General features: G+C 41.6%; 32 protein-coding genes and 2 tRNA genes. 15 read left to right on the top strand and 19 right to left on the bottom strand.

The annotated features are described in order from the left end of the window. Positions 1–72 precede the first annotated feature (72 nt). Entirely contained in the window at positions 73–1,218 is a 1,146-nt protein-coding gene (locus BLS49_RS13070; RefSeq protein ID WP_091230949.1) for a THUMP domain-containing class I SAM-dependent RNA methyltransferase, read from the top strand. Between the two features lie 19 nt (positions 1,219–1,237). Here BLS49_RS13070 and BLS49_RS13065 read toward each other — a convergent pair whose 3' ends face one another. Beyond that, the gene (locus tag BLS49_RS13065) at positions 1,238–2,428 is read right to left on the bottom strand and encodes an alpha/beta hydrolase (protein WP_091230945.1); all 1,191 of its coding nucleotides are present in this window, start codon (positions 2,426–2,428) and stop codon (positions 1,238–1,240) included. A gap of 228 nt (positions 2,429–2,656) precedes the next feature. Here BLS49_RS13065 and BLS49_RS13060 point away from each other — a divergent pair, with 228 nt between their 5' ends. Beyond that, on the top strand, positions 2,657–3,316 hold the full coding sequence (locus BLS49_RS13060; protein WP_091231160.1) for a DUF2306 domain-containing protein: 660 nt from the start codon (positions 2,657–2,659) through the stop codon (positions 3,314–3,316). A gap of 70 nt (positions 3,317–3,386) precedes the next feature. Beyond that, a complete protein-coding gene (locus BLS49_RS13055; RefSeq protein WP_245742373.1) occupies positions 3,387–5,393 on the top strand; it encodes an LTA synthase family protein in 2,007 nt (668 codons plus the stop codon). Positions 5,394–5,488: 95 nt separating this feature from the next. Here BLS49_RS13055 and BLS49_RS13050 read toward each other — a convergent pair whose 3' ends face one another. The 6 genes from BLS49_RS13050 to BLS49_RS13025 form a co-directional block, all read right to left on the bottom strand. Then, on the bottom strand, positions 5,489–5,725 hold the full coding sequence (locus BLS49_RS13050) for a YuzB family protein (RefSeq protein ID WP_091230942.1): 237 nt from the start codon (positions 5,723–5,725) through the stop codon (positions 5,489–5,491). A gap of 18 nt (positions 5,726–5,743) precedes the next feature. Further along, positions 5,744–6,046, bottom strand: coding sequence for a HesB/IscA family protein (locus BLS49_RS13045; RefSeq protein ID WP_091230939.1), 303 nt, complete (start codon positions 6,044–6,046; stop codon positions 5,744–5,746). Between the two features lie 177 nt (positions 6,047–6,223). Further along, positions 6,224–6,703 carry a hypothetical protein gene (locus tag BLS49_RS13040; RefSeq protein WP_091230937.1) on the bottom strand — a complete coding sequence of 160 codons (480 nt, stop codon included), beginning with the start codon at positions 6,701–6,703 and terminating at the stop codon, positions 6,224–6,226. A gap of 119 nt (positions 6,704–6,822) precedes the next feature. Then, the gene (locus tag BLS49_RS13035) at positions 6,823–7,068 is read right to left on the bottom strand and encodes a YkvA family protein (RefSeq protein WP_091230934.1); all 246 of its coding nucleotides are present in this window, start codon (positions 7,066–7,068) and stop codon (positions 6,823–6,825) included. A gap of 89 nt (positions 7,069–7,157) precedes the next feature. Continuing rightward, a complete protein-coding gene (locus tag BLS49_RS13030; RefSeq protein WP_175471401.1) occupies positions 7,158–8,063 on the bottom strand; it encodes a M14 family metallopeptidase in 906 nt (301 codons plus the stop codon). Positions 8,064–8,094: 31 nt separating this feature from the next. Further along, on the bottom strand, positions 8,095–8,724 hold the full coding sequence (locus BLS49_RS13025) for a TraX family protein (RefSeq protein ID WP_091230931.1): 630 nt from the start codon (positions 8,722–8,724) through the stop codon (positions 8,095–8,097). Between the two features lie 100 nt (positions 8,725–8,824). On the opposite strand from BLS49_RS13025, the gene BLS49_RS13020 reads away from it, so the two are divergent. After that, a complete protein-coding gene (locus BLS49_RS13020) occupies positions 8,825–9,730 on the top strand; it encodes a diacylglycerol/lipid kinase family protein (protein ID WP_091230928.1) in 906 nt (301 codons plus the stop codon). A gap of 57 nt (positions 9,731–9,787) precedes the next feature. Here BLS49_RS13020 and racE read toward each other — a convergent pair whose 3' ends face one another. From racE to BLS49_RS13000, 4 genes are all read right to left on the bottom strand, one after another. Continuing rightward, positions 9,788–10,666: a glutamate racemase gene (gene racE, locus BLS49_RS13015; protein WP_091230924.1), complete on the bottom strand. Its 879-nt coding sequence runs from the start codon at positions 10,664–10,666 to the stop codon at positions 9,788–9,790. Positions 10,667–10,796: 130 nt separating this feature from the next. Then, positions 10,797–11,285: a YtxH domain-containing protein gene (locus tag BLS49_RS13010; RefSeq protein WP_091230921.1), complete on the bottom strand. Its 489-nt coding sequence runs from the start codon at positions 11,283–11,285 to the stop codon at positions 10,797–10,799. A gap of 183 nt (positions 11,286–11,468) precedes the next feature. After that, positions 11,469–11,897 carry a DUF86 domain-containing protein gene (locus BLS49_RS13005; RefSeq protein WP_091230918.1) on the bottom strand — a complete coding sequence of 143 codons (429 nt, stop codon included), beginning with the start codon at positions 11,895–11,897 and terminating at the stop codon, positions 11,469–11,471. A gap of 165 nt (positions 11,898–12,062) precedes the next feature. Beyond that, on the bottom strand, positions 12,063–12,350 hold the full coding sequence (locus BLS49_RS13000; RefSeq protein ID WP_091230916.1) for a Dabb family protein: 288 nt from the start codon (positions 12,348–12,350) through the stop codon (positions 12,063–12,065). Between the two features lie 208 nt (positions 12,351–12,558). On the opposite strand from BLS49_RS13000, the gene BLS49_RS12995 reads away from it, so the two are divergent. Further along, positions 12,559–12,634 (top strand) — tRNA-Ala (locus BLS49_RS12995). Between the two features lie 23 nt (positions 12,635–12,657). Beyond that, positions 12,658–12,730, top strand: a tRNA-Lys gene (locus BLS49_RS12990). Positions 12,731–12,849: 119 nt separating this feature from the next. Here the strand turns inward: BLS49_RS12990 and BLS49_RS12985 are convergent. Beyond that, positions 12,850–13,308, bottom strand: a complete 459-nt coding sequence (locus tag BLS49_RS12985; protein ID WP_091230912.1) for an SRPBCC domain-containing protein — start codon at positions 13,306–13,308, stop codon at positions 12,850–12,852. Positions 13,309–13,448: 140 nt separating this feature from the next. Between BLS49_RS12985 and BLS49_RS12980 the strand changes: the two genes are divergently transcribed. The 5 genes from BLS49_RS12980 to BLS49_RS12960 all read left to right on the top strand — a co-directional run bounded on the left by BLS49_RS12980 (position 13,449) and on the right by BLS49_RS12960 (position 17,719). Next, the gene (locus BLS49_RS12980) at positions 13,449–14,297 is read left to right on the top strand and encodes a helix-turn-helix domain-containing protein (RefSeq protein WP_091230909.1); all 849 of its coding nucleotides are present in this window, start codon (positions 13,449–13,451) and stop codon (positions 14,295–14,297) included. Between the two features lie 19 nt (positions 14,298–14,316). Next, positions 14,317–15,048 (top strand): response regulator transcription factor, encoded by a 732-nt coding sequence (locus tag BLS49_RS12975; protein ID WP_091230906.1) that lies wholly within the window; start codon positions 14,317–14,319, stop codon positions 15,046–15,048. Beyond that, positions 15,045–15,980 (top strand): sensor histidine kinase, encoded by a 936-nt coding sequence (locus BLS49_RS12970; protein ID WP_091230903.1) that lies wholly within the window; start codon positions 15,045–15,047, stop codon positions 15,978–15,980. The genes BLS49_RS12975 and BLS49_RS12970 overlap by 4 nt, the downstream gene beginning before the upstream one ends. A gap of 148 nt (positions 15,981–16,128) precedes the next feature. After that, complete coding sequence (locus BLS49_RS12965) at positions 16,129–17,049, top strand: ABC transporter ATP-binding protein (RefSeq protein WP_091230900.1); 921 nt, start codon at positions 16,129–16,131, stop codon at positions 17,047–17,049. Continuing rightward, a complete protein-coding gene (locus BLS49_RS12960; protein WP_091230897.1) occupies positions 17,042–17,719 on the top strand; it encodes an ABC transporter permease in 678 nt (225 codons plus the stop codon). Before BLS49_RS12965 ends, BLS49_RS12960 begins: the two co-directional genes overlap by 8 nt. A gap of 145 nt (positions 17,720–17,864) precedes the next feature. On the opposite strand, the gene BLS49_RS12955 is transcribed toward BLS49_RS12960, so the two are convergent. Then, positions 17,865–17,975: a sporulation protein YjcZ gene (locus BLS49_RS12955; RefSeq protein ID WP_091230895.1), complete on the bottom strand. Its 111-nt coding sequence runs from the start codon at positions 17,973–17,975 to the stop codon at positions 17,865–17,867. 150 nt (positions 17,976–18,125) lie between these two features. On the opposite strand from BLS49_RS12955, the gene BLS49_RS12950 reads away from it, so the two are divergent. Beyond that, positions 18,126–18,365: a hypothetical protein gene (locus BLS49_RS12950; protein WP_091230893.1), complete on the top strand. Its 240-nt coding sequence runs from the start codon at positions 18,126–18,128 to the stop codon at positions 18,363–18,365. 13 nt (positions 18,366–18,378) lie between these two features. Here BLS49_RS12950 and BLS49_RS12945 read toward each other — a convergent pair whose 3' ends face one another. Then, positions 18,379–19,011, bottom strand: coding sequence for a DedA family protein (locus BLS49_RS12945; RefSeq protein ID WP_091230889.1), 633 nt, complete (start codon positions 19,009–19,011; stop codon positions 18,379–18,381). Between the two features lie 233 nt (positions 19,012–19,244). On the opposite strand from BLS49_RS12945, the gene BLS49_RS12940 reads away from it, so the two are divergent. Beyond that, positions 19,245–19,607 (top strand): hypothetical protein, encoded by a 363-nt coding sequence (locus BLS49_RS12940; RefSeq protein WP_091230885.1) that lies wholly within the window; start codon positions 19,245–19,247, stop codon positions 19,605–19,607. Positions 19,608–19,953: 346 nt separating this feature from the next. On the opposite strand, the gene pstB is transcribed toward BLS49_RS12940, so the two are convergent. From pstB to BLS49_RS12920, 4 genes are all read right to left on the bottom strand, one after another. Next, positions 19,954–20,712 (bottom strand): phosphate ABC transporter ATP-binding protein PstB, encoded by a 759-nt coding sequence (gene pstB, locus BLS49_RS12935; protein ID WP_091230883.1) that lies wholly within the window; start codon positions 20,710–20,712, stop codon positions 19,954–19,956. Positions 20,713–20,722: 10 nt separating this feature from the next. Then, positions 20,723–21,610, bottom strand: coding sequence for a phosphate ABC transporter permease PstA (pstA, locus tag BLS49_RS12930; RefSeq protein WP_091230880.1), 888 nt, complete (start codon positions 21,608–21,610; stop codon positions 20,723–20,725). Then, the gene (gene pstC, locus BLS49_RS12925; RefSeq protein WP_091230877.1) at positions 21,607–22,509 is read right to left on the bottom strand and encodes a phosphate ABC transporter permease subunit PstC; all 903 of its coding nucleotides are present in this window, start codon (positions 22,507–22,509) and stop codon (positions 21,607–21,609) included. Before pstC ends, pstA begins: the two co-directional genes overlap by 4 nt. A 79-nt stretch (positions 22,510–22,588) precedes the next feature. Next, a complete protein-coding gene (locus BLS49_RS12920) occupies positions 22,589–23,518 on the bottom strand; it encodes a phosphate ABC transporter substrate-binding protein PstS family protein (RefSeq protein WP_091230874.1) in 930 nt (309 codons plus the stop codon). Between the two features lie 231 nt (positions 23,519–23,749). Between BLS49_RS12920 and BLS49_RS12915 the strand changes: the two genes are divergently transcribed. Beyond that, entirely contained in the window at positions 23,750–25,345 is a 1,596-nt protein-coding gene (locus BLS49_RS12915) for an Ig-like domain-containing protein (protein WP_091230871.1), read from the top strand. Positions 25,346–25,704: 359 nt separating this feature from the next. Here BLS49_RS12915 and nrdR read toward each other — a convergent pair whose 3' ends face one another. After that, entirely contained in the window at positions 25,705–26,172 is a 468-nt protein-coding gene (gene nrdR, locus BLS49_RS12910; RefSeq protein WP_091230867.1) for a transcriptional regulator NrdR, read from the bottom strand. A gap of 132 nt (positions 26,173–26,304) precedes the next feature. Here nrdR and BLS49_RS12905 point away from each other — a divergent pair, with 132 nt between their 5' ends. Further along, complete coding sequence (locus BLS49_RS12905) at positions 26,305–26,541, top strand: alpha/beta-type small acid-soluble spore protein (RefSeq protein WP_091230863.1); 237 nt, start codon at positions 26,305–26,307, stop codon at positions 26,539–26,541. Positions 26,542–26,584 lie beyond the last annotated feature (43 nt).

Here is a 26,584-nt window from a genome sequence, read left to right as displayed (position 1 = left end):
ACATTGTCCTATACTGAATTGTATGGTTTTTCAGCATTTCCTACAAGTAAGTGTATGGAGTTGATCAATGTAATGTCAGGTAAATTGGATTTAATCGCTACCGCGCCTATGGGTCTTGAAGCTGTAGTTGCGCGTGAGCTTAAAGATTTAGGCTACACCGAGACAGTGGTTGAAAATGGAAGAGTTAACTTTAAAGGTGACCTGATCGACATTTGCAGATGTAATTTATGGCTGCGAACTTCCGATCGTATCCTGATCAAGATGGGCGAATTCAAGGCTGTTACTTTCGATGAATTGTTCGAAGGGACAAAAGCACTGCCTTGGCAGGATTGGATTCCTTCCCACGGTGAATTCCCTGTTGAAGGAAGATCTCACAAATCCCAGCTGAGCAGCGTACCTGCCTGTCAGGGAATTGTGAAAAAGGCGATTGTTGAGAAGCTGAAAGAGTCCTACCATACAGAATGGTTTCAGGAAAATGGTCCACGTTATGTGATTGAGATTATTTTGCTTAATGACATGGCACTGCTTACTCTCGATACGACAGGTCCAGCACTTCATAAACGGGGATACCGCAAGGTAGCAACAGAAGCTCCGTTAAAAGAAACGATGGCTGCTGCGCTTATTTTGCTTAGCCGCTGGAATCAGAATCCTTCACGTCCGTTCTACGATCCGTGCTGTGGATCAGGAACCTTGCCGATCGAAGCTGCATTAATCGCCTGGAACATCGCTCCTGGACTTCGTCGTTCCTTTAATGCCGAATCCTGGCCTGAAATTCCAGAGAGACTGTGGCAGCAAGCACGTGAGGAAGCGATCGATGCTTCAAGAGATGACATCGAGCTGAACATTACCGGCAGCGATATTGATCCAGTTGCGATCGAAATTGCCAATGCCTCCGCTAAAAGCGCAGGACTGGCTAAAGAGATCAAATTTGAGGTCATGCCTGCCGCCAGAATTCGTCCTGAAGGAGATTATGGCTGTATGATCACCAATCCACCTTATGGTGAACGGATAGGCGAAGAGAAGGAAATTCGCAGACTCATATCTCAATTAGGACGAGTAACGGCAGAGCTTCCAACCTGGTCGTTTTTCGCCATTACTCCTACAAAGCAATTTGAGCATGACTTTGGCCGAAAAGCAGATAAACGCCGCAAGCTGTTTAACGGTCGTATCGAATGCCAATATTTGCAGTATCTTGGACCCCTCCCGCCGCGGCATTAATTGCCGCAAGGAGGGTTTTTCAATATCCGCCGTATTCAATGGTGTGAAGTTTAGTAATTCCCATATAACTTACTTCTACATCGATGCGTTCCGTTTTAAGAAATGTAACATTGCCTTTGCTGTCAACTTGCCCGTTCTCTGGATTCAGCACCTTATAGGTCGCTAACTGGGACACGGTATAGGACATACCATTATCCATAGTCACTACAGGATTAATCTTGGTTAGACCATCGCCCACTAGCGAGGACGTCATGTAATCATTAACTTCCAAACTTACGGCTTGTTTTGGGTCATCTCCACCAAACATGAGGAGCGGATTATGCACACGTTTTGACCAAGACAACTCATCATGTTCACCTTCTTTATCCATTAGATAAAAGAGGTCCTCTCCATATTTGAATCCCTGTGCTATCAAAGCATCTACCAAAGGATCAATCTTCATTCCCTCAGTGCCGCCCATATCCAGCCAAATCCGAACATCAGGATGTTCTGTTGTCGTTTTCTCCATTTCCCGGAATATCCTGTGATTATCGACCCAAGTAGAAGGAGAAACCGCACCTATTGCCGAAAAAATTTCCGGATGTTGATACCCCATCCAAAAGGCCTGTATTCCACCAAAGGAAGAACCCATAATCATTCGGTTGTCCCGATCCGGAATCGTTCGATATTTACTATCCACATAAGGAATAATCTGATCAATGAAATATTTAGTAAACTCTTCAGCAATCAATCCATCAGAAGGAATCATCGGATCTGTAAAAGGTACATACTCAAGTGCCCGGTCAGCCTCTCCGTGAGCTACCGCAGCAACAATGACCTCTTTCATTGTATGCTCCAGCCCAAGCTTATCCAGAACCTCATCTACTTGCCATTCCTTGCCGTATCCGCTTGTGCTTGCATCAAATACATTTTGCCCGTCATGCATATAAACCACAGGATACCGCTTGTCAGAATTTTGATAGTTTGCAGGCAGGTAAATGTAGATGGTACGTCCTTCAAACTCATCCAATTGGACAGTGCCTTTAGAAGCGAGCGTCTGAACTACGTCCCTCTTAGCATCTTCACCCTCAACTACGGCAGGCTGAGCCTCAGCTGATTTGCCTTCTTCTTTCTGAATACTGTTGTTTTGGCATGCGGACAGCAGAAATGTTGCGATTAGCAGCATATTCAAAAGAAATATTCGTAATCCCTTTCTCCAAAATATTTTCATTGCCTAACTCCCTTCTATAGTAAGCGTTTACATTAAATATACTCTAATGCGTAGTGTAAATGCTGTAAGTGATTTTCATCAATAAAAATATTCAACACACCAACAGACCCGACCTTGGTTCCATGCAGAATCCTTCTGGAGACGGATTATTATGCATGGATATTTTTGTAAGATCAATACATGCATGAAGATAGTTTTCAATAATAGGGGGGAGCATACTTGAAAAGAATGATCAAGATTAATACAAGGTTAGGTGTTGTTGCGTTTCTGGCGATTGGAGTAAGTCTGTATTTTGCGATACAGTATTTTTGGTTCGGAGCTGATAAAGCTGAGTTTGTTCTGAACAAATGGAATGAAATGCAGCTTCTTGATCTTTGGTACGTTATGCTCTACATTCACATCATAACTGCAATTGTAGCGATCTCCATTGGCTGGTTGCAGTTCATTAGCAAGCTTAGAGCTAAATCTAGTCAGATTCACAAAATAATAGGTAAAATATATAGCGGCAGTATTGTGCTTTCAGGACTATCAGGGATTTATTTGTCATTCTATGCCACAGGTGGCCTCATTTCAAGCATCGGCTTTTTTCTGTTATCCATGTCTTGGCTATATACCTTGCTTCAAGGTATTCGAGCCATTGCAGTCAATAAAGATCGCATCGCACATCAAAAATGGATGACCCGAAACTATGCTCTTACTTTTGCAGCTGTAACTCTTAGAATCTATTTGCCTGTTTCCATGCTCATTTTCGGAATAGAACATTTTAATGAATATTACCGAGTGATCGCCTGGCTCTGCTGGGTACCTAATTTGATAGTGGCTGAGCTAATTTTGAAAAGACAAAAAACATCTGTTCCACCTTCCAATCAAAGCACACGCGTGTCTTAAGTGGTATGATAATCATATAATTTTACCTCCCCTTAACAATCTGCCATTTAGTAAAGGAGCAATAAACGTTGTGAAAGCTTTAATTAAACAAAACAAATCTTCCATACAAGGGCTGCTGGAGTATCTAGCATTCATCGCATTTATTTATATGAAGCTTAGAATACTCCACTCTCATCTTCATGCGAGATACATCGATATGAATCGGCTCGACGACCTCATTGCCATCGGTTCAGTCATCATGATTTCGTTCTGGACCTTGTGGCTGCCGAAACGGGCAAGAACCATATCACTCGCTGTGTTAAATGTTTTGCTTACTGCATTGATATTTTCAGACATGGTTTATTACCGATATTTCGGGGATTTCATCACGATTCCAGTTCTTATGCAAGCAGGGCAAGTCGGAGAGCTTGGGGACAGCATTTTATCGCTAATTTATTGGTCAGATCTGTGGTTTATAGCGGATTGGTTCCTGTGGGCTCTGGTGATCATAACAATCACCTTCCGTCGTAAACGTCGTAACCAATACTTCGGACACCAATATAATTACCGGACTCATTCCCAGTTATCGTTCCTGTCTCAAAACAATACCTCAAGATCGAGATCGTTTTTTAAACGTCTCATCACTGGAATCGTAACCTTTATACTCGGTTTTGTCATGACAATGGGTCCAATCAAGCATTATACCGACTCTTGGGCAGGAGAATTGTTCAAGGGAAATTGGTGGAATATGTCTTTGTATAATGTTACTGGACTATTAGGCTTCCATTATTTCGATACTTACCGCTACACTAAAGAGCATCTGCTCGGTAAGCCGGAGCTTTCTACGGAAGAAATGAATGACATTGAGAATTGGTTTAGTACAACAAAACAAAATCGTTACGACCCTAACGATACATTTGGCGCTTATAAAGGCAGTAATGTCGTTGTAATTCAGGCTGAAGCATTTATGAACTTTATGATTGGTCAAAGTATCCATGGTCAGGAGATTACACCTAACTTCAATAAGCTGATGAAAGAGAGCCTGTATTTCTCAAATTTCTATCATCAGACTGGTCAAGGCAGAACCTCTGATGCAGACTTTTCTTCACAAACATCGCTTCATCCGCTGCCAACCGGGTCTGTATTTGTTCGTTATCCAGATCACACTTATGATGCATTACCCCTTATCCTGAAAGAAAACGGGTATTCAACGTCAGCATTTCACGCTTATGAAGGCAGCTTTTGGAACCGAACCAATATGTATCGGGAGCTGGGGTACGATCAATTTTATTCCAAAAAAGACTACATCATAGATGAACCGCTTGGCTGGTCACTTGGCGATCAATCATTTTTCCGTCAGTCTCTTCAGCTTATGTCAAAAAATAAAGAACCATTCTATTCCTTCTTAATTACGTTGTCCAGTCATCACCCGTATACTTTGCCGGAAGAATTACAAACGCTTGATACAGGTAAATTTAAAGGTACGATGTTCGGTGATTATTTACAATCGGTTCATTATGTTGACGATGCTCTCGGTCAGTTGGTAGCAGAGATGAAAGAGGCCGGGCTTTGGGACAATACGATTCTATATTTCTACGGTGATCATGATAATTCGATTACTGGCAAGGCAGACTATGAGAAATTTCTAGGAAAATCGTTAAGTGATCTCGACTTGCATCAGATCATGAACCAGGTTCCTCTTCTCGTCCATTTACCGGATGGGCAATTAACTGGAATACGTCAAGAGCCTGCAGGTCAACTTGATATGACACCATCGCTTCTTCATTTGTTAGGAATATCTACCGAGCAGAGTTTTATGATGGGGAATAATATGTTTTCGAACAAAAACAATGATGATAACGTAGCTTCAAGCTTGCAGTATCTTGTTGTACAGCGATCAGGGGCTTTCAGCACCGAACATTTATATTATATCCCTTCATCTGATAACAGATTTGAGAACGGGTCCTGCTACAATCTTAGTAACCGCCAATTGACGAATATTGAGGAATGCCGCATCCCTTATGATGAAGCTAAAAAGAGGCTTCATATTTCAGAGTCCATCATCACTTCAAATCTGATTCCAAAATTGCGAGAATAACCAAATAAATAAAACACCTTTAAGCTAGGCAAGCATGTTCAACACTTGCTTTCAACTTAAAGGTGTTTTTTTGTCTAACTATCTGATTGATCCTGTTACTCTGCCTTAGGCTTCTTGACGAAAGGAGCGGCCTTCGCCAGCACTTCGTCCTCAGTCGGTCCGCTGACGTATCGACCGTTAATATATACGAAAGCCCTTTTGCCACAAGGTCCGCAATAGGATTTGCAGCCGACTTTGATCTCGGCATCCGGTGCGAGCTTTTGGAGCTTGGGTATAAATGTCTTCATACGGATATGATTACATTTGTCGCAAATGCGAATATCGTTAGCCATGTCAATACCTTCTTTTTCCTAGTGGTCCCCGTGATTGCCTTTGGATGGATTCGTAATGATGAACCCTTCTTCCGGGAGATACAAATAATCAATCTTCACGCCCTCAAGGAGACTTTCATTCGGATCAACGATAACGTCGATTTCTTTATCAGTTGATACAATGTTATCGTTGTCGCTTGGCTTCACCAAATCAAGACCATAATGAGCGTGATCTCCATGAGCATGAGTAATGAATACTTTCAGTACAAGACCCTTATTTTCTTCCTTATCGAGTTCTTTCTTTATCACTTTGGCCGCATTGCGGGTAATTTTGACGCTCATACAATCTCTCCTATTCCAATATGACTTTTGATTTTATATTCTTAACATTCCTATTGTAAAGAAACAAGCACTATCATGCAAGGCCGCAAAAGCAAATAAATCATGCCTATTCATCATAATCAGCCTAATATCTACCCATTCTTGGATGATACGTCCAAGTGGCAAACTGGGCTATAATTATTCAATCACTTTTATCTTTTTCCAATCTGTCTCCATCTTGTAAGCTCTACTTTTGCCATCACCAACATGTAGAGAAAATTCTGCGACTGCTGAGATTTCATATACCCCTGGTTTTTTTAACCTATACGGATATTTTTCTGTAAGAGCATCTTTTTTCTCCAGCAGTTGCACAATTCCTACATCCTTTCTTGTAATCGTGTTCATCGTTTTACCACTGCTATCACGTACCAGATAATAAAATACCGGATCACCAGTCGTTATTTCGATTGCTCTTTCAGTTAGATTATTTAATTCGACATTAATTGTAAAAGATTCATTCGCTTCAACTGCTTCTGGAACTACAATATTAACGGAAAAAAGTTCATTTTCAGATGTAGCAAGTGGTAACGCGTTCGTTTTTACAAGTGCTGTTTGCTCTGATTCTGAAAATTGGATTCCAAATATAGTTATCAATAATAAAATAAGTATATTCTTCATAAAAACACCTCCAACCAATCAGACGCATTAAATAATGATTTTGTTTCAATAAAAACAATAGAACAAACCGGGGAAAGAAGTATTGATTTGAATTTAACAAGTATTTATCCCAAATATTTTCACTGTTTCATAATGTCATCCTTACGTTCAGCCCGGCTAACGAACCAGTTCATTAACAGCATCGTTACTGCTATATCATCGATCGGAATAAAAGGAAGCACATCAGGAATGACCCAATATACAAGGGCAGGTACTACAAGCAGCAGCTTGTCCAGCAGAGGGATTCGCGGGGACGTAAGCAACCGCGGAACTCTGCGAAAAATACTGCCCCAATGGCGAAACGACCACAGTTTGGACCATTTCATATTGTTTGCCTCCCTTTTATCTTTAGAATACCCTCATCTTCCTCCATTATCTAACATAGGATCATGAATCTCAAGTTAGCTAACCAACGTCAGTTGCCCCGCACAAATTTATCCATAATTAGAGCCAACTCATCATAAATCTTATCAAACTGCTCAGCAGGCAGCGGATTAATCCCTTCCCCTGCTTCAACAGTAAAACCGGGACGTCGAAACTCCTGAATAAACCAGTCTTTATAACCAGCATCACTTCCACTTAGCCTGACTGCTCGATATCCGCCAGTATTTGCAAGCTGATTTGCTATTTCTTCCGCTTGCTGAGGTTCCATATCACGATAATTCCAATAAATTTCCCGCCCTTGAGTATGAAGCGACATAACACGACTAAAATTGCATTTTCTCGTTAAATCCGCCAATGCGATTGCCTCTGGCTCACTGAGCGGATGAGGTCCGCTGTAATCCTGCCAGGCCGGACCTTTTCGCCCGCGTCTGCCCCGTTCTTCTTCCCAAAAAGCCGGAAATTGGTCGTTCAAATCAACGCCTCGAATGTTAGCTTTCCAGCGGCTAAAATCGGGATTGCCATCATTCCACGCCAAAAGCTGCTCTCGTTCCAGATCAGTGCATCCATTAGGAATACCATTCTGGACCAAATCTATCCCGTCGGGATTCACCATGGGGACTACCCAGAGAGCAATTTTATCTTCAATTTTTTGTATCAACCCATACTCAGTAGCTAAATCTTCAATAAAACGCAGTAATAATGGAGCCGTAATCCATTCATTGGCATGCACCGCGGCATTAATATGCAAGAGCTCTTTTCCATTTCCAATAACCCATGCATGAATGGGCTTTCCAAGAACACTCTCTCCAATTTGTATTTGGTTTAAGCAAGCATAGGTTCTAAGCAGTCCTTCACTTTGCACCATGTAGTCACTATACCGATAACCTCCATCAACCAAATGAATAATCCGACACACATCATTCTGCTTCTTTTCCATTCGTACCCTCCTATTACTTCAGCATCCTGCTTCAAACCTTCATCCAATATACAAATGCCGCAAGCATTGCCAAATGTGCAGGATAGAAGCTTCTCCACACCCATCCTGGCAATTTCCATGACTCCAGCCTTTGCCATAATCTCGGACCATACACAATTATCAGGGTTGGTACAATGCTAATCATTTGAATAAGCCATCCGTAAGATAACAAATAAATCAAGTTAAGCAGCAAATGCATGATCACCATTTCTGTCGACTTTCCATATTTGAATATAAGCACGAGAAACAGTCCATATGCACCATAATCAAACGGCAGCACCTCTAGAAAAACACACATTCCACAAATAAACAGAGCCGACCAGATTCCAGGTTTAACTCCGTCAAGCACCCGTAATACAAGGGACGCCATAAATAAAGTGGCAACTACATTCAATGCGTTTGTATTAAAAGCCATTTGATAAGGTACTTGCGAGACAACAGCAATCAAAAAGAGACGTATCACATATTTTCCATAATTCGATGTATAGGTGTGTCCCTGAACAAGCGCATATGCATAAATAGGGAATGCGATCCGGCCCACGATTCTCCACAGCATGTCGCCAGGAAAAAAGATTAATCCAATATGATCCATTAGCATTGTCAGCATGGCAATAAATTGCATATGTGCCTACCCCCTAAAAATTTAATGATTTCCTTTTGAACCAATTTTGCTTACACTAACACTATCAGATTACGCTTGCAATGTTGATGGAGGAATGGTTATGTATTTGTTTATCGTGAACAAAAATTCTGGAAACGGAGGCGGCTTTCGAGTATGGAAAAAAATACAGGAAACCCTCCGAAATCGGAATATATCCTATGAATATACCTTTACAGATAGTGCTGAGCAAGCGCATACATTTCTGCAGGAGAAGCTGTCAACATCAATAAGCTGGAACGCTGTAGGCGTCGTTGGTGGAGATGGAACGATACACAGTCTGCTTCCGGCACTTCGAGATACAGGAATTCCACTTGCTGTGTTCCCGGCAGGCTCGGGTAATGACACTGCCCGTGGTTTCCGTATTCCGATGAAAACAACTGCTGCATTAGATATTATGCTCGAAGGGTTGCCCAAAGTCGCAGACCTGATCTCCATTTCAGGCAAAAGCACCCTCACTGCTCTTGCAGTCGGCTTTGATGCCCAGGTAGCTCAGAATGTCAACAACAGCCGTTATAAAAAAATATGTAACAAGTTCGGGCTCGGCAGAGTAGCTTACGTAATCGGTGTGTTCCATACTTTGCTTACCTTTCGTCCTGCCCCTCTGACTATTGAATGTGACGGTGAGACACACCACTTCTCCTCTGCTTGGATGGCAGCAGTGAATAATGTGACTAGTTACGGCGGCGGACTTACGATCTGTCCTGATGCATTACCCGATGACGGAGTCCTTGATATTTGCGTCGTGCATGACTGTTCCCGCCTTCAGTTAATGATGCTCTTTCCAACACTGCTTTACGGTAAACATACCAGACTCCCCTTTGTAAAAATGCTCAGAGGGCGTCTCGTTTCCATCCAAAGCAGTCTGCCACGATTAGCGCTTGGCGATGGTGAACACATTACGTCTACACCACTAACAGCATCGGCAGACCCTGGAGCAATGACAGTAATGACATCTCATTCCATCTAGACATAGGGTGAAAAAACCTTTGGCCAAGAAAGCTCCAAAGGTTTTTTTCTGCTTGTATTAAATAGGATTGGAAACTTGCCATACAATAGGGGTTAATTCAATCTGCTCTCCTAACCATTGAAGAGCAATTTTCTTAAACATGCTAGGGTCTCCGCTGCAAAAAAACTGATGAACAGGAATCTCATTCCCTCTCGCAAGACGACCCTTCTGATGAAGCACGGTACTAATCTCTCTTGCCGTCTCATCCGCAGAACTGATCAGTTTTACTGTTTTCCCCATGACCTGTTTGATTTGATCTCTAAGAAACGGATAATGAGTACAGCCGAGAATCAGGCAATCTATCGGACAATGCTTAATATTCATGAGCGATTCCTGGACGACCTCCAACGCCTCTTCCGTCTCATATTTACCTTGCTCTACTAACGGCGCAAGTGTTGGACACGCTTCACTAAAAATCTCAATCGCTGGATTCAGCTCCTTTAGAGCCGACGTATAAGCCTCACTATTGATAGTGCCAATCGTTCCGATAACGCCAACCTTATTCGTCTTCGTTGCACTAATTGCCGCACGTGCTCCGGGATGAATAACTCCTATTACAGGAATGTTTACCTTTGACTTAATATATTCCAATGCGGCGGCTGTCGCGGTATTACAGGCTATAACAATCATTTTAGGATCATATTGAATCAAATAATCTACAATTTGTTCAGTAAAAAGACGAACCTCCTGTGGAGATCTGGGACCATAAGGGCTACGAGCAGTATCTCCGAAATAAATGATTTTTTCTCTTGGAAGCTGTCTCATGACTTCCTTGGCGACGGTGAGCCCACCTACGCCTGAGTCTAGTATTGCTATTGCTTGCTGCTGCACGAAAATACCGCTTCCTTTGTCTGTATTATTAAGTTCATTCTCCAATACTTTATGAAGAGCTGCCATAAAGCGTACCTAAATAGTAACTCAATTTATGTATCGGTACAAGAAAGAACCTTAATCATTAAAACAAAAGGACAGGGCACAATGCCCTGCCCCGTCCTTTTATTTATAGTTAGTTGTCCGTTAAGTATAATTAGGCTTTCTTTGTATCTTCTTCCTCAGTCAAGCTGGCTTCTTCCCCTGCAGCAGCTTCACTTTCAGCGTCACCTTCAACCGTCTCATCGGCTACTCCAATGACTGCAGTCTCTTCATCAGCGGAAGCATCAGCATCATTTACATCCTCAACAGATGAAATTTGCAATGTTTCTTCGTCGGCTTGCTTAGACGCACGCCAGTTTTTGATATCATTCACCAATTCACCAGCTGAGTCCTTAACCTTGCCAGCCAATTGAACACTTTGTTCACTTACTTTGCCGGCAACCTCTTGTGTCTTTTCGCTAACTTTACTCGCTACTTCCTGCGTCTTATCACCAACCTGACGTGCGCCATCGGCAATATCCTTACGGAGTTCACGACCAGCCTTTGGTGCAAATAACAAAGCCGTAACAGAACCTACAACAGTACCAATTACAGCACCCCACAACCAACCTTTGCTATCCTTGCCTTTGTTTTCATTACTCATGTCTCATCTCTCCTTGTTCGGCATCAACCGCCACAATTATATTCCGGGGATCGAAATCATTCGTAATACAATATCCTTATTCGGCTCCCGAATTCTAGGGCGAATGCCTATATAGTTAGTTTATTATAAGCAGATGATACTTGTCCCGTCACACTTCTCAATTCTAATTTTTGGAGAATTGGGTCAGGTAGGTATCCCTTCCTTGTCCAAATATTCTAGAACTTTGTGAGAAAAGCGCTCCAATGAAGCACTGATTTGTACCGTCAGCTCATGATATCCTTTTCGACAGTCATCGAAATATTCCTGCACTAACGGCCTGCGCATTCTTACTAACTCTGTAAATATTTTATGCAGATTTTCATCGATCACTTTCTCGTCATACATAATATCGACTATATCCTCATAGCTGCTAGCATCACGCATGATAAACCCGTCAATCAAATAACTACCGACATCCGTCACAATTTCAATGGCCAAATGAAGCGATCTTTCCTCGGCGTAACGTTCTATAAGCGTCTTGTCCTGAAGTGCAGTCGTCGATTCAAGAACCTGCACCAGCTCCGGAATGACATGTAATCTGTGCTCAATTTGTTCCCGGTTTACATAGTACATGGCTCTCCTCCTAGTCAATTAGCGGGTATCATATTAGTGACCTTTGTTGCGGCCTTTTCTTTTTAACAAAAATACCATGATTGCAAATGCCGCAACGACAAGACATAAAATAAATATAGAAAACATTACGTCCTTCAAATCATCCACTAGAAACAGGCCCTTCTATTAAAATTCGAAATCAACAGCAACCTGACTCTCACGAACCTGGCTCATATGCTCGATAACCTTTTTATGCTCCGGATGCACTTGATAGCCTTCCAAATCTTCCAGGGAATCGAATGTAGCTACTAGGGCGATGTCATAAGAACGTGGCGATTTGACAACATCAATACCAACCTCCAGCTCTCTAAGCTGCTCCACCTTTCCCTTCAGTCCACGCAGAACGTCTGTTGTAAGCTGAACGCTCTCTGGAGAAGAGTCTTTAAGCTTGAATAGAACGATATGCTTGATCATTGCATCATCTCTCCTTCATCTATCAGAATCATGGTGCTTACTCTTTATTAAACCACTATTCATAAAAAATATACCATAACGGATAACTATGGAAAAGGTTGACGTACACAACAAATTAGGACTTGCATTCACCAGCGAATATATGTTATATTATTTGAGCGGAACAAAACGACGTACTGGTTATCGTGATCATTTACGCACCGCACTTGGGGCCTTAGCTCAGCTGGGAGAGCGCATCGCTGGCAGCGATGAGGTCAGGGGTTCGATCCCCCTAGGCTCCACCAGAGATTGCTCCACTTTACATCATGGATCGTTAGCTCAGTTGGTAGAGCACGTGACTCTTAATCATGTGGTCCAGGGTTCGAGCCCCTGACGATCCATCTATATAACCTACTAAACGGCAGAGATGCCGTTTTTTTATTTTGCATCTTAAATAAGAGCCTTATTCTCGAACTGTGTTATGTCCAAGAATAAGGCTCTATTTATTCCCCTTGTTCCCCTACCATCCTAAATCAAGCGTCTTCCCCGTCTCAGCCAACGTCTTTAAATTACTTAAAATATAAACCCATGAATCGGCAGCCTTGCTGTATCCGGGATGGTTGTCGGGCCAGTTGTCATTGACTAGCGTCACCTTGGTGCTGTTCCCAACAAGCTCAAGATATAAAGAAACTCTTGTCTCCAGTTCCTCATGGTTCTCATAATACGAAGGGCCAGGATGCTCGGTATAGCTCATACTTTGATGTGGTTCAAAGGTCAAAATTTTCCCGTATACATGTATTGTTGCATCACCATCCGCGCCAGGTCCAACATAAGCATATGGCGCCCCAACCTCAAAAGAAGATTTAAGCTCGCAGCCGAAAAAGAGCTGTCTACAGCCTTCGGGAGACACCAATAAATCCCATACTTTTTCCGGCGCTGCTCCAATGTACAAATCATATTTCAGTTCTTTAGATTCCATCATCGTTTCCCCCAATTTGTTATGTCATGTTCTTATCGTTTCTCAAGTATTTGTTGCTATGTTACTTGTCTCCATTTACTATAAAACGTAGGGAATATCAGGTATTGTAAAAATGCGACATCACCTCAGGAGGCGATGATTTGGAGCGTTCATCAGAATTAAGCTGGGCAGGCAAAGGAATTTTACAATATGATGTAAACCATCAAAAGTTCGAGCTTACAAGATATCAGCCATCCATCGAACTAGCTCCTTTCATCAAACATTATTGGATCGTCAGATGGGATCTGCGTGACCAAGAGCCTTACCAGCAAACCATTCTCTCCCATCCAAATGTCAATATGGTATTAGAGGACGGGCAAGCGAGAATTTTTGGCATCTCCAGAATAACCTCTACTCATTTGCTTAAAAATAAAGGCGCAGTACTTGGTGTAAAATTTACGTCTGGTGGCTTCTATCCGTTTTGGAATCAGTCTCTGGATCAACTCATCAACATTTCCATAGCAGCTGACAAGTTATTTGGTGAGGAAATTTTAGCTCTGGCTGCCTCTATCCAGCAAGCGAATCAAGTATACTCAAAAAATACGGAGACAGAGAATATACGATGGGTTATTCAGCTTGAGAATTTAATCAAGCGCAGGCTTCCTAAGCGCGATGCCTCCGGAGAAAAAGTCAACGCTATCGTAGATAGGATCAAAAATAACCCTCATATCACCAGAGTCAATCGACTCGCAAATGAAATTGCAACCAATCCGCGTACCCTGCAGCGACTGTTCCATCGATATATTGGAATAGGGCCCAAATGGGTCATACAACGCTACCGGCTGCATGAAGCCGCGGAGCAAATGGACCAGGGTGAATTGCTGGATTGGGCAAATTTAGCTCAGAATCTTGGGTATTTTGACCAAGCCCACTTCATCAAAGACTTCAAAGCAATTGTCGGTAAATCTCCAGTAGGCTATATAAATACAGTCAATTCACTGGATCATTAGAAGTAAGGAGATCTGACGCATGGCTCATACAATATTAATCATTGAAGATGACATTTCGATCATTGAAATGTTATCCAATTATTTAACAAAAGAAGGCTTTCATGTTACTTCTGCATTAGATGGAGAAGATGGCATCACTAAATTCAGACAAGATCATTATGACCTCATCGTTGTGGACATAATGATGCCCAAACTCGATGGGATTGAAGTCATCAAAATCATACGTGAAAGCAGTTTAATCCCAATACTGATCATGTCTGCCAAAGATAACGACATCGACAAGGCCATCGGTCTCGGTTTTGGAGCCGATGATTACATAGCCAAACCATTTTCCATGATAGAAATTACGGCGCGAATCAAGGCCAGTATCAGAAGAACTACACAATATGCTGCGCTATCAAACAATTCATCATCAGATTCAGGATCTGAGTCATCATCACCACAATTAATTAACCTGGATCACCTTACCATTGATTTAAACAACTACTCTGTCACTAAACAGGGTGAAGAACTCAAGCTGACAGCCAAGGAATCCGAGATTCTCAAGCTGTTTCTTAACAACCCCAATCGAGTGTTCACTAAGGCGCAAATTTATGGATTTGTTTGGAATGAGGAATATTATGGTGATGAGAACGTCATTAATGTTCATATCCGAAGATTGAGGGAGAAGTTAGAAGATAACCCTTCAGAACCTAAATACATAAAGACCTTATGGGGAATTGGCTACAAATGGGAAGGTCACACACCATGATTACGGCACTCATTTGCTGCATGATCCTATTATTGTTCGTGATCTTTTGGCAGTACCGTAAAATCCGTACCAGAAGTCGGCAATTAAATCACATACATGACAAGCTGACAAATATTCTGTCTGAGCAATCAAGCGAAAAGCTCCTTTTGTTCACAGAGGACGCTGAACTCAAGCTTCTGCTTAGCGATATTAATGAAGTGCTGGAAACTCGTCAAAAAGATGCCGCCAAGGGGATCAAAACAGAATTTTCGATTCGAAGAATGCTCTCGAACATTTCACATGATTTAAAGACGCCACTGACTGTCGTGCTCGGGTATATTGAGACGATGCTGCTTGATCCCAAAATGCCCGATGAGGATAGAACTGTACTTTTGAGCAAGGTGCAGGCGAAGGCAAACGAGGTGTCCGGACTAATACAGCATTTTTTTGACTTGGCTAAACTTGAATCCGGAGATCAAAATCTCTCTCTTACACGGGTTTGTATAAATGAAGTGTGCCGCAAAAATATACTGACCTTCTATGACATTCTACAAAATAAAGGTTTTGAGGTAGACATTCAAATTCCCGAAGAACCGATTTATGCACATGCTAACGAAGGGGCACTGGATCGAATCCTTCACAATCTTATTTCCAATGCCATTCGTTATGGAGCTGAAGGCCAATTTCTTGGAATAACCCTTCGGAAGGATGAACAGTTTTTATATATTGATGTATGGGACAAGGGGCAAGGAATTCCCGAGGTCTATCAGGATCAGGTTTTTGAACGCTTGTATACCTTGGAGGACTCACGAAATAAATCCTTTCAAGGAAGCGGGCTGGGGCTAACTATTACGAAGAGATTGATCCAGAGCATGGGCGGAGAAGTTACATTAATAAGTACTCCGTTCGTTAGAACTGTATTCACTGTACGGTTAAGAGAGATGGTCTATTAGCTTATAGCCTGGCGGGATTGCCAATCCCAAGCTATAAGCTTTTTTGAACTTAAGAATCACTTAAGATTTGATTAAGAAAAAAGAATAATTCACTTTATACAATACATTTAGAAAACAAATTTACTAAACGTTGTTGAAGGAGGACCATATGAGCTACATTTTAAAAACGACTCAATTGACCAAGTCCTATAAGGGTCTTGAAGTCGTATCCAACGTAAATATGAGTATTAAAAAAGGTGAAATCTACGGATTTCTGGGACCTAACGGTGCGGGAAAAACTACAATTATGCGATTAATCACCAATCTCATCAAGCCTACTTACGGAGACATTGAAATTTTCGGACAAAAATTAACACCATCTTCTTATGACCAGCTTGGCAGAATAGGCAGCATTATCGAATATCCAGTATTTTATGACAAGCTCTCAGCAAGAGGAAATCTTGAGCTGCATTGCGAGTATATGGGATATTACAATAACAAATCCATTGATGAAGCACTGGAGCTAGTTAATTTGAGACAGATTAATCAGACCAAGGTGAAGGACTTCTCACTCGGAATGAAGCAAAGATTAGGTATCGCCAGAGCTATTATCACTAAACCTGAACTGCTTATTTTAGACGAACCGATCAATGGACTGGACCCTGTCGGGATTAAGGAGATCCGTGACCTGTTCAACATGCTGAGCAAAGAATATGGCATTACGATTCTCATTTCGAGTCATATTCTGGCCGAGATTGAACAAATCGCAGATACAATTGGTGTAATTAATCAAGGAAAGCTGATCAAGGAGGTCAGCATGGATGAGATTCGAGAAAACAATACAGCTTACATTGAGCTCGTTGTGAACGATACCAAAAAAGCGGCCTTTATCCTGTCCAACAAACTGAACGTAAACAATATACGGGTTCTGGATAACCACAATATTCGTATTTATGACGCTATCTCCCAAAATGATCTAACAAAAGCATTAGTCATAAACGATGTAACCATTGAGTCCTTGCACAAGAAAAGCAGTTCACTTGAAGATTACTTCTTATCCTTACTTCATGGAGGGGATATAAGTGCTTAAATTAACCCGGCTTGAATTAAAAAAGAATGGAATTGGCGGCAACATTGGAGGAGCCTTCATCGCAATTTTCATTATTCTTACACTCTTAACGGTCGTAAATTTCGAGGAGCCTCTCCTCAGTTATAAAGACATCTTCAGTCTTACGAATGTCATTACCACGGTCACATTTATTATTTTCGCTTCCGTACTCTTGTCCAAGCTGATCATCGATGAATTCAAGAGCAAAACAATTACCGTCCTGTTCATGTATCCCGTTAATCGAAAAAAGGTGTTAATCGCAAAACTGATCATCGTTGTTGCTTTTACATTTATATTCAGCCTCCTAGCTAAAATCATTATCATCTCTGGATTCAGCTTCATCAATCAATACACGCATTTTATTCAGGAGGAACTTACGTTTGAAATGATTCGCAACCAGTTTTTCATTGGAATAGTCAACTCGTTAACTGCCGGCTGCATAAGTCTCATTCCTCTCTATTTCGGAATGAGGAAATATTCAACTCCTGCTACCATTGTGTCGGCTATCATCATCTCAAGTATTCTGAATTCTCAATTTGGAACAGAGTTCACATTAAGCTCTATTATCTATATTCCACTTGCTTTATCCGCACTCGGCGTTCTGATTGGCTTCATATCTATTCGAAACATTGAAACCAAGGATATTGTATAGTTCAAACCCACAAGATTCAGGAATATGAAATATAAATAATAGCAAAGAGACCCGCCCGAGCATATGCTCAGGCGGGTCTCTTTATACTATTAATAAAGGAGATGCTTACTGCAAGTGGAGATTATTCTAAGAGGCGTGAACTAAATTAGATGAAAGTTCTAGATACAATAACCAAAAGAATGAACAATACGAGAATAACGCCAGTAGAAGTAAAAATTCCGCCTACACCAGGACCTACGTTTCCACATTCAGACATTGTTTTCCCTCCCTTTTCAGTATAAGACATCATATTGGAATTAATCTCATACTGACACGGCAAGAGCCTTAATATTGTTTAACTCGTTCTGTTCATTCACATCTATCATCATCTGTTCATTCGCCTATTCAAGCTAAGGTGCAACTGCATATGATAAATAAAGTTGACTTAAAGCAGGTGGTGGATTTGCGCAAGAAAAAAAAGGGTCAAACTAAAAGTAATAACAACAATAACAGCCTTATCGGAGCTGAGGTCACTTCTGACGATTTAGCTATTATCGGAGCAGGACTTACAGTTCTAGGCGACCTATTTGCTTTTTTATCACTAGTAAAAGTTAGAGAAGAGGAGATCGAAGCGGCGACTGAGGAAGGAAAATCATCAAAAGAATAATTAGCTGCAATGATTAGCTTAATTCTTTTTTAGTCACTGGCCCTTTCATTCGCCACTTTCTCCATTTAAAATACAGGAACAACAGGAGAACAGTGCCCAGACCGCTGAAGAAATACGATAAGTATTTCTCAACCCATACAATCACTTGCTGCCACTGCTCACCAAACACATATCCGATGCCGACAAAGGCAAATACCCATATCGCTGCTCCAGGGTATGCATACAGAGCAAATGTCCGGTAAGGAATACGAATAATACCTACAAAATAACCAAAAAATTGCCTGACTCCAGGCACGAAATAACTTACTAACAGCAGTTTGTTACCATATTTTTGATATTGCTGTCTCGTTTTCTCCAAATGGGACGGTTTCAAAAAGAACCACTTCCCGTATCGATGGATTAATGGTGATCCTAATTTGTATCCGATGGTATATGTTATCGTGATACCGAGCACAGTTCCAAAATATGCTGCAAGCAGAGCAGAGACAAGATTCAAAGAGCCTTTAAAGGCCAAAAATCCGGTAAAAGTTAACGTAGTTTGACCCGGGGGCAGCGGCAACGCGATAAAATCGACAGGAAGTCCAAGCAATAGCACCAAATATCCATAGTGCTCAAACATCGCTTCAATCCATTCCAACACATTCATAATTAATCCTGATCTCCTCTTCCTCTTTCAAAAAGGTTGCGATAATTCTGTCTTATGACTCTATACTTTAATTTAGTATGTACCAAGCTATTACCTGGTCATTCCATTACAAATGAATATTATACCTGTATTTAAGGCGATGGCAATTCTCTTTGCCCTTAGGCACCTCCCCAAATGAATTTGCATACGATAACGCAGAAGGCAAATACAGGTCAGGTGGAGGTTTTAGAGAAATGGCACTATTAGGAAATCAGAGTCAAGTGATTTATCAAGCAAGACCCAACGTGACGCAAACGATCAAAGATGCACGACATCAGCTTCATAAAGTGGGAAGAGACTACAAGAATCGCCACGTTCGGATACAAACGATTGACGGTATGATTTATGAAGGAATCATTTCCCATGCAGAAGGTCCTTTCATCTTCCTTATCGTCTCGAATCCACAAGGAGGACATGGTGGTTACGGTTATTCTCATCAGCCTTATGGAGGTTATCCTCAGCCGCGTGGACTACTATACAACCAATATTACTACAACAATGTAATTTTGCCTCTGGTCCTGTATGAACTGCTCGTAATTACGCTGCTTTATACTTAACCCAATAGCAAAATATATAGTATTAGAGATAAGACTGCTGAATTCGACTCCTCAGAGTCTTATTTTTTTGTCAATTTACGCTTGGGCCTCACTCATAGATCCTGATAGATCCGATTGATCATTTAATGATTCAATCAGGGACAATTGCTCCAGTCGCCGCTGTTTGTCCTCTACATGCTACGTGCCTCCGACCTTCATCATTTCTTTATTTTACTCTATCCATCAATAAGTTCCAATTATCTCTCTTACTAATCCAGGCAGCATTTCGTAGAAAAAATAAGAGCAGCAGGACAAGATTGTGTGATCATCTTGTTCTGCTGCTCTTTTTTATTGTTCTCATATCGTGTTATCCGAATCTACCCGAAATATAATCATCGGTACGCTTTTCTGACGGATTCGTAAATATTTTACTAGTATCATCATACTCTACAACTTCACCCATCAAGAAAAATGCAGTTTTTTGCGAAACACGAGCCGCCTGCTGCATATTATGAGTGACGATAATGATGGAGTATTCACGCTTTAGATCCGCGATCAGCTCTTCAACCTTTGCACTGGAGATTGGGTCCAACGCCGATGCAGGTTCATCCATCAAGATAATGCTTGGACTTACGGCAATCGATCTAGCAATACATAGACGCTGCTGTTGCCCACCAGACAATGACAATGCTGAGCGATTCAGTCTGTCCTTCGTTTCATCCCACAGAGCAGCCTTTGTTAACGAATCCTCCACGATTTGATCCAGCTTCTTCTTGTCACGAATGCCGTGATAACGTGGACCAAATGCAATGTTCTCATAGATCGATTTATGGAACGGGTTCGGACGCTGCCACACCATCCCGATCTTTTGCCGCAGAAGCACTACGTCTGTTTTCTGATCATTAATATTTTGATCACCGATCCAGATATCGCCTGTAATTTTTGCTCCGCTAATTAAATCATTCATCCGGTTCAAGCTCCGCAGAAACGTTGATTTACCACAACCGGAAGGTCCGATCAAGGCCGTTACCTCCCTGGAAGCAAAATCAAGCGATATATTTTTAACGGCTTGCTTTTCCCCATAGAACACGTTCAAATCTTTTGTCGACAATGCTACATTTTGCATGGTAGACCTCCTATTTCGTAGCCGTAAATTTCTTGTGGATGAGGCGACCGATAAAGCGCGCCAGAAGATTAAAGACCAGGACCATCAAAATCAGCACTGCTGAAGCTCCTGCCGCAATTTCCGGTGCATCCGGTGCCAATCCCTCGGAATTAATCTTCCAAATGTGTACAGCTAGTGTCTCAGCCGGACGGAACGGGTTCAGCGGAGACATCGGGCTAAGTGGATTCCAATCTGAGAAATCCAGTCTTGGACTACTCATACCCGCTGTAAACAATAGCGCTGCAGCCTCACCAAACACACGGCCTGCAGCCAAAATAGTTCCTGTAAGAATGATCGGCGTCGCAATCGGCAACATAATCGATTTGATCGTTTTCCATTTGGACAAGCCCAAAGCCAGACTCGCTTCCTTCTGTGCCTGAGGAACACTTGCCAACCCTTGCTCTGTAATACGGACCATAAGCGGTAAGTTAAATACAGTCAGCGCAAGTGCACCGGAGAACAACGAGAAACCAAAACCAAACACATTAACAAAAACGAGTAAACCGAACAAACCTACTACAATGGAAGGGAAAGAAGACAATACTTCAACGATCAAACGAATAAAATCTGTGACTTTTCCCGGCTTGGCATATTCGCTCATGTAGATGCCCGCACCCAAACCGAGAGGAACTGTAATAATTAAGGTTAATACAAGCAAAAAGAGTGAGTTAAAAAGCTGAGGACCAATCCCCCCGCCTTCCTTAATTGTCTCAGGCGCTGAAGTCAGAAAGTCCCAGCTGATATGGCCCAAACCTCTCACCAATATAAATCCAAGCAAGCCCAGCATAACGAGAACTATAAATCCGGCTAACGTTATAATGACGGCCGTAGCGATTTTATCTGCTGTTTTTGCACTCATCGTTGAGCTCTCCTTTCCAGCCACCGAACAATAAAGACAAAGACAAAGGTCATCATCATTAGAATAAGAGCAAGTGTCCACAATACGTTATTTTGCATCGATCCCATAACGGTGTTGCCCATACTTAACGTAATTACACTTGTTAATGTAGACGTAGACTCAAACAGCGAGTTTGGAATATGCGGCGCATTACCGATAACCATTTGCACAGCAAGTGCTTCACCAAAAGCCCGAGCCATACCGAGCACAACACCGGTTAACAAAGATGGCATTGTTGTTGGCAGTACTGTACGATACAAAGTTTGCCAACGAGTAGCACCTAACGCATACGATCCTTCCTTTAGTCCAGCCGGGAGAGCAGCAAGTGCATCTGTAGCAATCGAAGTAATCGTCGGCAGAATCATGATAGACAGTACGCTTGCTCCTGCAGCAATACCAAGCCCCTGACCCGGAAACAGATCTCTATACAATGGAACAATTACACTTAGGCCAACAAAACCGTAGACTACGGAAGGAATACCTGCTAACAACTCGATTGCTGGTTGCAAATATTTTCTACCGAATTTCGGCAAAATCTCAACCATTAGCAACGCGGCACAAATGCCAAGGGGAGCGGCAATTAGTGCTGCAAGAATGGAAGTGCTAAATGAACCGATTATAAACGGCAGAGCTCCAAACATAGGAGGTTCGCCTTCCGGCTTCCATTTTGATCCTCCAAGTACTTCTCCTAAATTGATGCCATCCTTAAAAAATGAACTTAAGCCTTTAGTCGCCACAAAATAGACCATCGAAAAAATGGTCACCACCAAAAGCACTATACATAAAGAAGTGACGATTTTACCTGTCCACTCTTCTATTATATGTTTCTTTACTTTTGGCTTCTCACCGGATTGAATCATGAAACCTCTCCCTTTACACAGCACAGAAAGAGGCAGAATGCTCCGCCTCTAACCTTGCTGATATGATGTTGGCGATCATTTATTTAGTAATATTCCCGTCCAGATCGCGTGTAACTTCCATCTTGCTTACTGGAATGTAGCCGAGTTCTACTACGTCCTTGTTTTGTACTTCATCAGACGCCATGAACTCAAGGAATGCTTTGACAACGTCATTTGGCTCACCTTTAGTGTACATATGCTCGTAAGCCCATACCGGATAAGTACCGTTCGCTACATTTTCTTCAGTAGCTTCTACTCCATCATATTTAACAACCTTGACGGAATCATCGAGGTAAGATAATGCAAGATAACCGATTGCCCCGGGAGTTTCGCCTACAAGCTTTTTAACAGTACCGGAAGAATCTTCTTGAATCGAACCTTCAAGATCGTCAGTTTTTGTTCCTAATGCATATTTTTCAAAAGTGGCCCGTGTACCGGAGCTTGCAGGTCTGTTAACGATTTGGATAGCTTGATCCGGTCCGCCAACTTCGCTCCAATTTTTAACTTCGCCGGTAAAAATTTTGACCAATTGATCTTTTGTTAAATTATCAACATTCACGTCAGGATTAATAACAGCTGCCATAGCAACTACGGCTACTTGATGATCTACAAGCTCTGCCGCAGGACCAGCATCAAGCTTCTCTTCTGCAAACACATCAGAGTTACCGATATCAGCTTGTCCTCCAGATACTTGAGTCAAACCAGTTCCACTGCCTCCGCCTTGAACTTGAATAGAAACTTTAGGATTCAGATCCATGAATTTTTTGGATGCTTGATCCACCAATGGTTGAAGTGCAGACGAACCTACTGCCAAAATAGAACCAGACAACTCGGACGCAGCAGCGTTTCCTCCATTAGTACCCTCTTGGCTACCTTCATTTGACTTATTGCTGCTCGTGTTGCTTTGACCACATGCTGCCAGTGTAAATGTCAAAATCAGAGTTAATACAAGCATCAAACTTTTCTTCATTGTTCTAGTTTCCCCCTCTTTTGTTTGTACAAAATTGATTATAGAGCTCAAATATCAAATCCGTGTTTTACTTTTGTTAACGCAATGTAAAAAATACATAACCTCACGACAAGACGTAATTACTTATATTATTTTCCTTATTATATAAATTAATGTAATAAATAACGAAACTTCCAGTTGTTTTACGAGTCTAATCATTGATTGGCCAAATCAAATTATTGGAGGAAAATTATGTACAAACGACAAGCATTACCAAGGCAATGGTTATTCGTAGCATTAGTATCAGCATTACTATTGTTCACTCTCCCAACCGGTTGGGCTGCAGCAGAGGAAAACTCTAACCTCGAATGGGAAAAAAATTACGGAAATATTGATCTGATTCATGTTAAAGAAACTGCAGAGGGCTATTCGTTAGTTGGAACTAATATGGACAACAATTTTATTTACTTAGCCAAGACAGATGCAAATGGACATACGAACTGGGATACAAGCTTAGAGCTAAGAGGTAGTAGCGGAAAATTAATAGAGCTGATTTCTGCTGATTCTACAATTGATGGTGGATATATACTAGGTGGTGCTATTACTTCACAAACCCATTGGCGATACAGAGATTATTTCTTTGCAAAAATTAATGTTAATGGATCTGTCGAATGGACAGTTGAAGAAAATGCAGGTGCTTACGGTTCAATAAATGATATTAAGCAAATAAACGACGGATCATATTTGTATGTTAGTTCTATGGAGAGCCTAAATGTAGGATTTAGCAGCGCAAGTGTAGGTAAACTAATTTCAAATCACTCTACAGAGTGGCAAACTTCATTAGGTAGTGCCGGACCTCGGGGTCCATTTATTAGCGCTAATAACATCGAGGAATTGGGAAGTAACAATTATTTAGTCATTGGTTCTATTGATGACAAGCTTCAAGTATGGAGACTAGATTCAACGAAAACGATCTCATGGAGTAACAACTACCCGAATCTTTCTTATGTCGGAGATATCGTTGCTGAAGCAGATGGTGGATATTCCATTGCAGGTACAAATGCAACGAATGAAGTAGTCTTGGTTAAGAATGATGCCTATAACAATGAAACCTTCCAACAAACGTTATCATTTGGCGGTCAATTAAAATCTATAGTAACAACAGTCGACAATGGCTATTATTTTGGAACCACAGAGGGCTTATACAGAACTGATACAAATGGAAATATCCAATGGTCCCAATCTATAGATAATATTAAACAAGTCATCACTACAACGGATGGAGGTGCTGCTGTTATAGCGAATGGTAAATTACTAAAATTTAATGAGGGTGGTTCTATACCTGGAGAAGAAAATCTAAGTTTTGATTCTACACAGTACACTCTAACCGTTGGGCAGACACTGGACACTGTTGTAACTGCTCATAATGGATCAACGGCTACAGATGTTACGTACCAAGCTATTTTCGCTTCATATGATGATTCTGTTGTATCCATTGATGAATTAGGTAATATTACTGGACTACAACCAGGCAAAACACAGATTCGCGCTACATGGAACGGTATAGAAGCACAAGCAACTGTAAACGTAATCAACATATTTACAGGTCTGCGGCTAGATGATACCGAATACAGTGTCAATATCGGACAACCCATCGATCTTGTCGTAACCTACGAGGAAGTTGATCAGATTACCAATGTTACGATTTCCAGTAGCTACAGTACAAGCGATCCTTCGATAGCTATTGTAGATCAAGAAGGTAACATTATTGGATTGAAAAGGGGTCAGACAACCCTTACGGTCACCTATAACGGAGTTCACGCTACAGCCACTATCGATGTATACTAATTAAAACGAAGGACCGCCCATTTGGACGGTCCTTCGTTTTGATTTTTAAGTTCAGTCATGTTCTTAGGTTCATCGACATTCATCGTATTCATCAAATCCGTCGAGTCAAAGCTTGGTGAATTCCTGCATATGTGCAGGCTTTTGGTTCTAACTAGTCTTCAAGTTCACAATCCCTGCAATAGTGCAGGAATTCAACTTAATTATGCTTTGAATAAACAATATGATAAGTTATTCCTGCACTTTTGCAGGCTTTTGCTACTTTTCGTTATTTCTGCTGAGTATTAACTGCACATTTGCAGGAATTTGCACATCTTATCGGACTGAAATCAATTGTTATTTTTAAAGTTGCATCATCTTCATTAGTTATCCTGAGGGCCTTTGGACAATAAGCCTGTCAGTTCTTTCATAAACATATTGATATCTTTAAACTGACGGTAAACGGATGCAAAACGTACGTAAGCAACTTCATCAACGGGATAAAGCTGCTCCATCACCAGTTCTCCAATTCCACGACTCTCTACTTCTGCATTTGCAGACTGACGAAGCGAGCGTTCAACCTCAGACACGATGGATTCCAGCTGGTCAACGGATACGGGCCGCTTCTCACAAGCGCGGATCAAGCCGCGGAGCATTTTCTCACGACTAAATTCCTCACGACTTCCGTCCTTTTTAATTACAATGAGCGGCATTTCCTCAACCATCTCGAATGTAGTGAAGCGGCGGCTGCATTTCTCACATTCCCTGCGGCGGCGAATAGAGCGATTCTCGTTAGCAGGTCTTGAATCCAGCACCTTAGTCCCAAAATAATCACAATACGGACATCTCAAGCGTGAAGCCCTCCTTTATTTATTCAATATTATAGCCATGTAAAAAGTACCAAAATATTACTTCCGAATTTCGTAATGAAGTTCGACTTCATGACACATAATACTGTTACCAACCACAAGGAGGTGAACAGTATGAGCCAAAACACCAATGGCAATGGATTCAGCAATACAAACAATTTGGTAGTTAGACAAGCTTCCGGTGCGCTAGAGCAAATGAAATATGAAGTTGCTCAAGAGCTAGGTATCGCTTTCCCACAAGACGGATATGCAGGCAACTTGACTTCTTATGAAAACGGTTCGATCGGTGGTTATATTACTAAACGTTTGGTTACTTTAGCCGAACAACAATTAGCGGGTCAATATAAATAACCGATCAATCGAGGAGTATTGACAACCCCTGTTGTCAATACTC

It is taken from the genome of Fontibacillus panacisegetis (assembly GCF_900102215.1).
In the GTDB taxonomy this organism is placed as follows: Bacteria; Bacillota; Bacilli; order Paenibacillales; family Paenibacillaceae; genus Fontibacillus; species Fontibacillus panacisegetis.
Note: the sequence above shows the minus strand (reverse complement) of the source record. Positions and strands in the feature narration are given on the sequence as shown.

Bases quoted from the DNA above. Each gene is read 5' to 3' on its own strand.
- BLS49_RS13070 (WP_091230949.1), top strand. From the start codon at position 73: ATGTCAGGTAAATTGGATTTAATCGCTACCGCGCCTATGGGTCTTGAA.
- BLS49_RS13065 (WP_091230945.1), bottom strand. From the start codon at position 2,428: ATGAAAATATTTTGGAGAAAGGGATTACGAATATTTCTTTTGAATATG.
- BLS49_RS13060 (WP_091231160.1), top strand. From the start codon at position 2,657: ATGATCAAGATTAATACAAGGTTAGGTGTTGTTGCGTTTCTGGCGATT.
- BLS49_RS13050 (WP_091230942.1), bottom strand. From the start codon at position 5,725: ATGGCTAACGATATTCGCATTTGCGACAAATGTAATCATATCCGTATG.
- BLS49_RS13045 (WP_091230939.1), bottom strand. From the start codon at position 6,046: ATGAGCGTCAAAATTACCCGCAATGCGGCCAAAGTGATAAAGAAAGAA.
- BLS49_RS13040 (WP_091230937.1), bottom strand. From the start codon at position 6,703: ATGAAGAATATACTTATTTTATTATTGATAACTATATTTGGAATCCAA.
- BLS49_RS13035 (WP_091230934.1), bottom strand. From the start codon at position 7,068: ATGAAATGGTCCAAACTGTGGTCGTTTCGCCATTGGGGCAGTATTTTT.
- BLS49_RS13030 (WP_175471401.1), bottom strand. From the start codon at position 8,063: ATGGAAAAGAAGCAGAATGATGTGTGTCGGATTATTCATTTGGTTGAT.
- BLS49_RS13025 (WP_091230931.1), bottom strand. From the start codon at position 8,724: ATGCAATTTATTGCCATGCTGACAATGCTAATGGATCATATTGGATTA.
- BLS49_RS13020 (WP_091230928.1), top strand. From the start codon at position 8,825: ATGTATTTGTTTATCGTGAACAAAAATTCTGGAAACGGAGGCGGCTTT.
- racE (WP_091230924.1), bottom strand. From the start codon at position 10,666: ATGGCAGCTCTTCATAAAGTATTGGAGAATGAACTTAATAATACAGAC.
- BLS49_RS13010 (WP_091230921.1), bottom strand. From the start codon at position 11,285: ATGAGTAATGAAAACAAAGGCAAGGATAGCAAAGGTTGGTTGTGGGGT.
- BLS49_RS13005 (WP_091230918.1), bottom strand. From the start codon at position 11,897: ATGTACTATGTAAACCGGGAACAAATTGAGCACAGATTACATGTCATT.
- BLS49_RS13000 (WP_091230916.1), bottom strand. From the start codon at position 12,350: ATGATCAAGCATATCGTTCTATTCAAGCTTAAAGACTCTTCTCCAGAG.
- BLS49_RS12985 (WP_091230912.1), bottom strand. From the start codon at position 13,308: ATGGAATCTAAAGAACTGAAATATGATTTGTACATTGGAGCAGCGCCG.
- BLS49_RS12975 (WP_091230906.1), top strand. From the start codon at position 14,317: ATGGCTCATACAATATTAATCATTGAAGATGACATTTCGATCATTGAA.
- BLS49_RS12970 (WP_091230903.1), top strand. From the start codon at position 15,045: ATGATTACGGCACTCATTTGCTGCATGATCCTATTATTGTTCGTGATC.
- BLS49_RS12965 (WP_091230900.1), top strand. From the start codon at position 16,129: ATGAGCTACATTTTAAAAACGACTCAATTGACCAAGTCCTATAAGGGT.
- BLS49_RS12955 (WP_091230895.1), bottom strand. From the start codon at position 17,975: ATGTCTGAATGTGGAAACGTAGGTCCTGGTGTAGGCGGAATTTTTACT.
- BLS49_RS12950 (WP_091230893.1), top strand. From the start codon at position 18,126: ATGATAAATAAAGTTGACTTAAAGCAGGTGGTGGATTTGCGCAAGAAA.
- BLS49_RS12945 (WP_091230889.1), bottom strand. From the start codon at position 19,011: ATGAATGTGTTGGAATGGATTGAAGCGATGTTTGAGCACTATGGATAT.
- BLS49_RS12940 (WP_091230885.1), top strand. From the start codon at position 19,245: ATGGCACTATTAGGAAATCAGAGTCAAGTGATTTATCAAGCAAGACCC.
- pstB (WP_091230883.1), bottom strand. From the start codon at position 20,712: ATGCAAAATGTAGCATTGTCGACAAAAGATTTGAACGTGTTCTATGGG.
- pstA (WP_091230880.1), bottom strand. From the start codon at position 21,610: ATGAGTGCAAAAACAGCAGATAAAATCGCTACGGCCGTCATTATAACG.
- pstC (WP_091230877.1), bottom strand. From the start codon at position 22,509: ATGATTCAATCCGGTGAGAAGCCAAAAGTAAAGAAACATATAATAGAA.
- BLS49_RS12920 (WP_091230874.1), bottom strand. From the start codon at position 23,518: ATGAAGAAAAGTTTGATGCTTGTATTAACTCTGATTTTGACATTTACA.
- BLS49_RS12915 (WP_091230871.1), top strand. From the start codon at position 23,750: ATGTACAAACGACAAGCATTACCAAGGCAATGGTTATTCGTAGCATTA.
- BLS49_RS12905 (WP_091230863.1), top strand. From the start codon at position 26,305: ATGAGCCAAAACACCAATGGCAATGGATTCAGCAATACAAACAATTTG.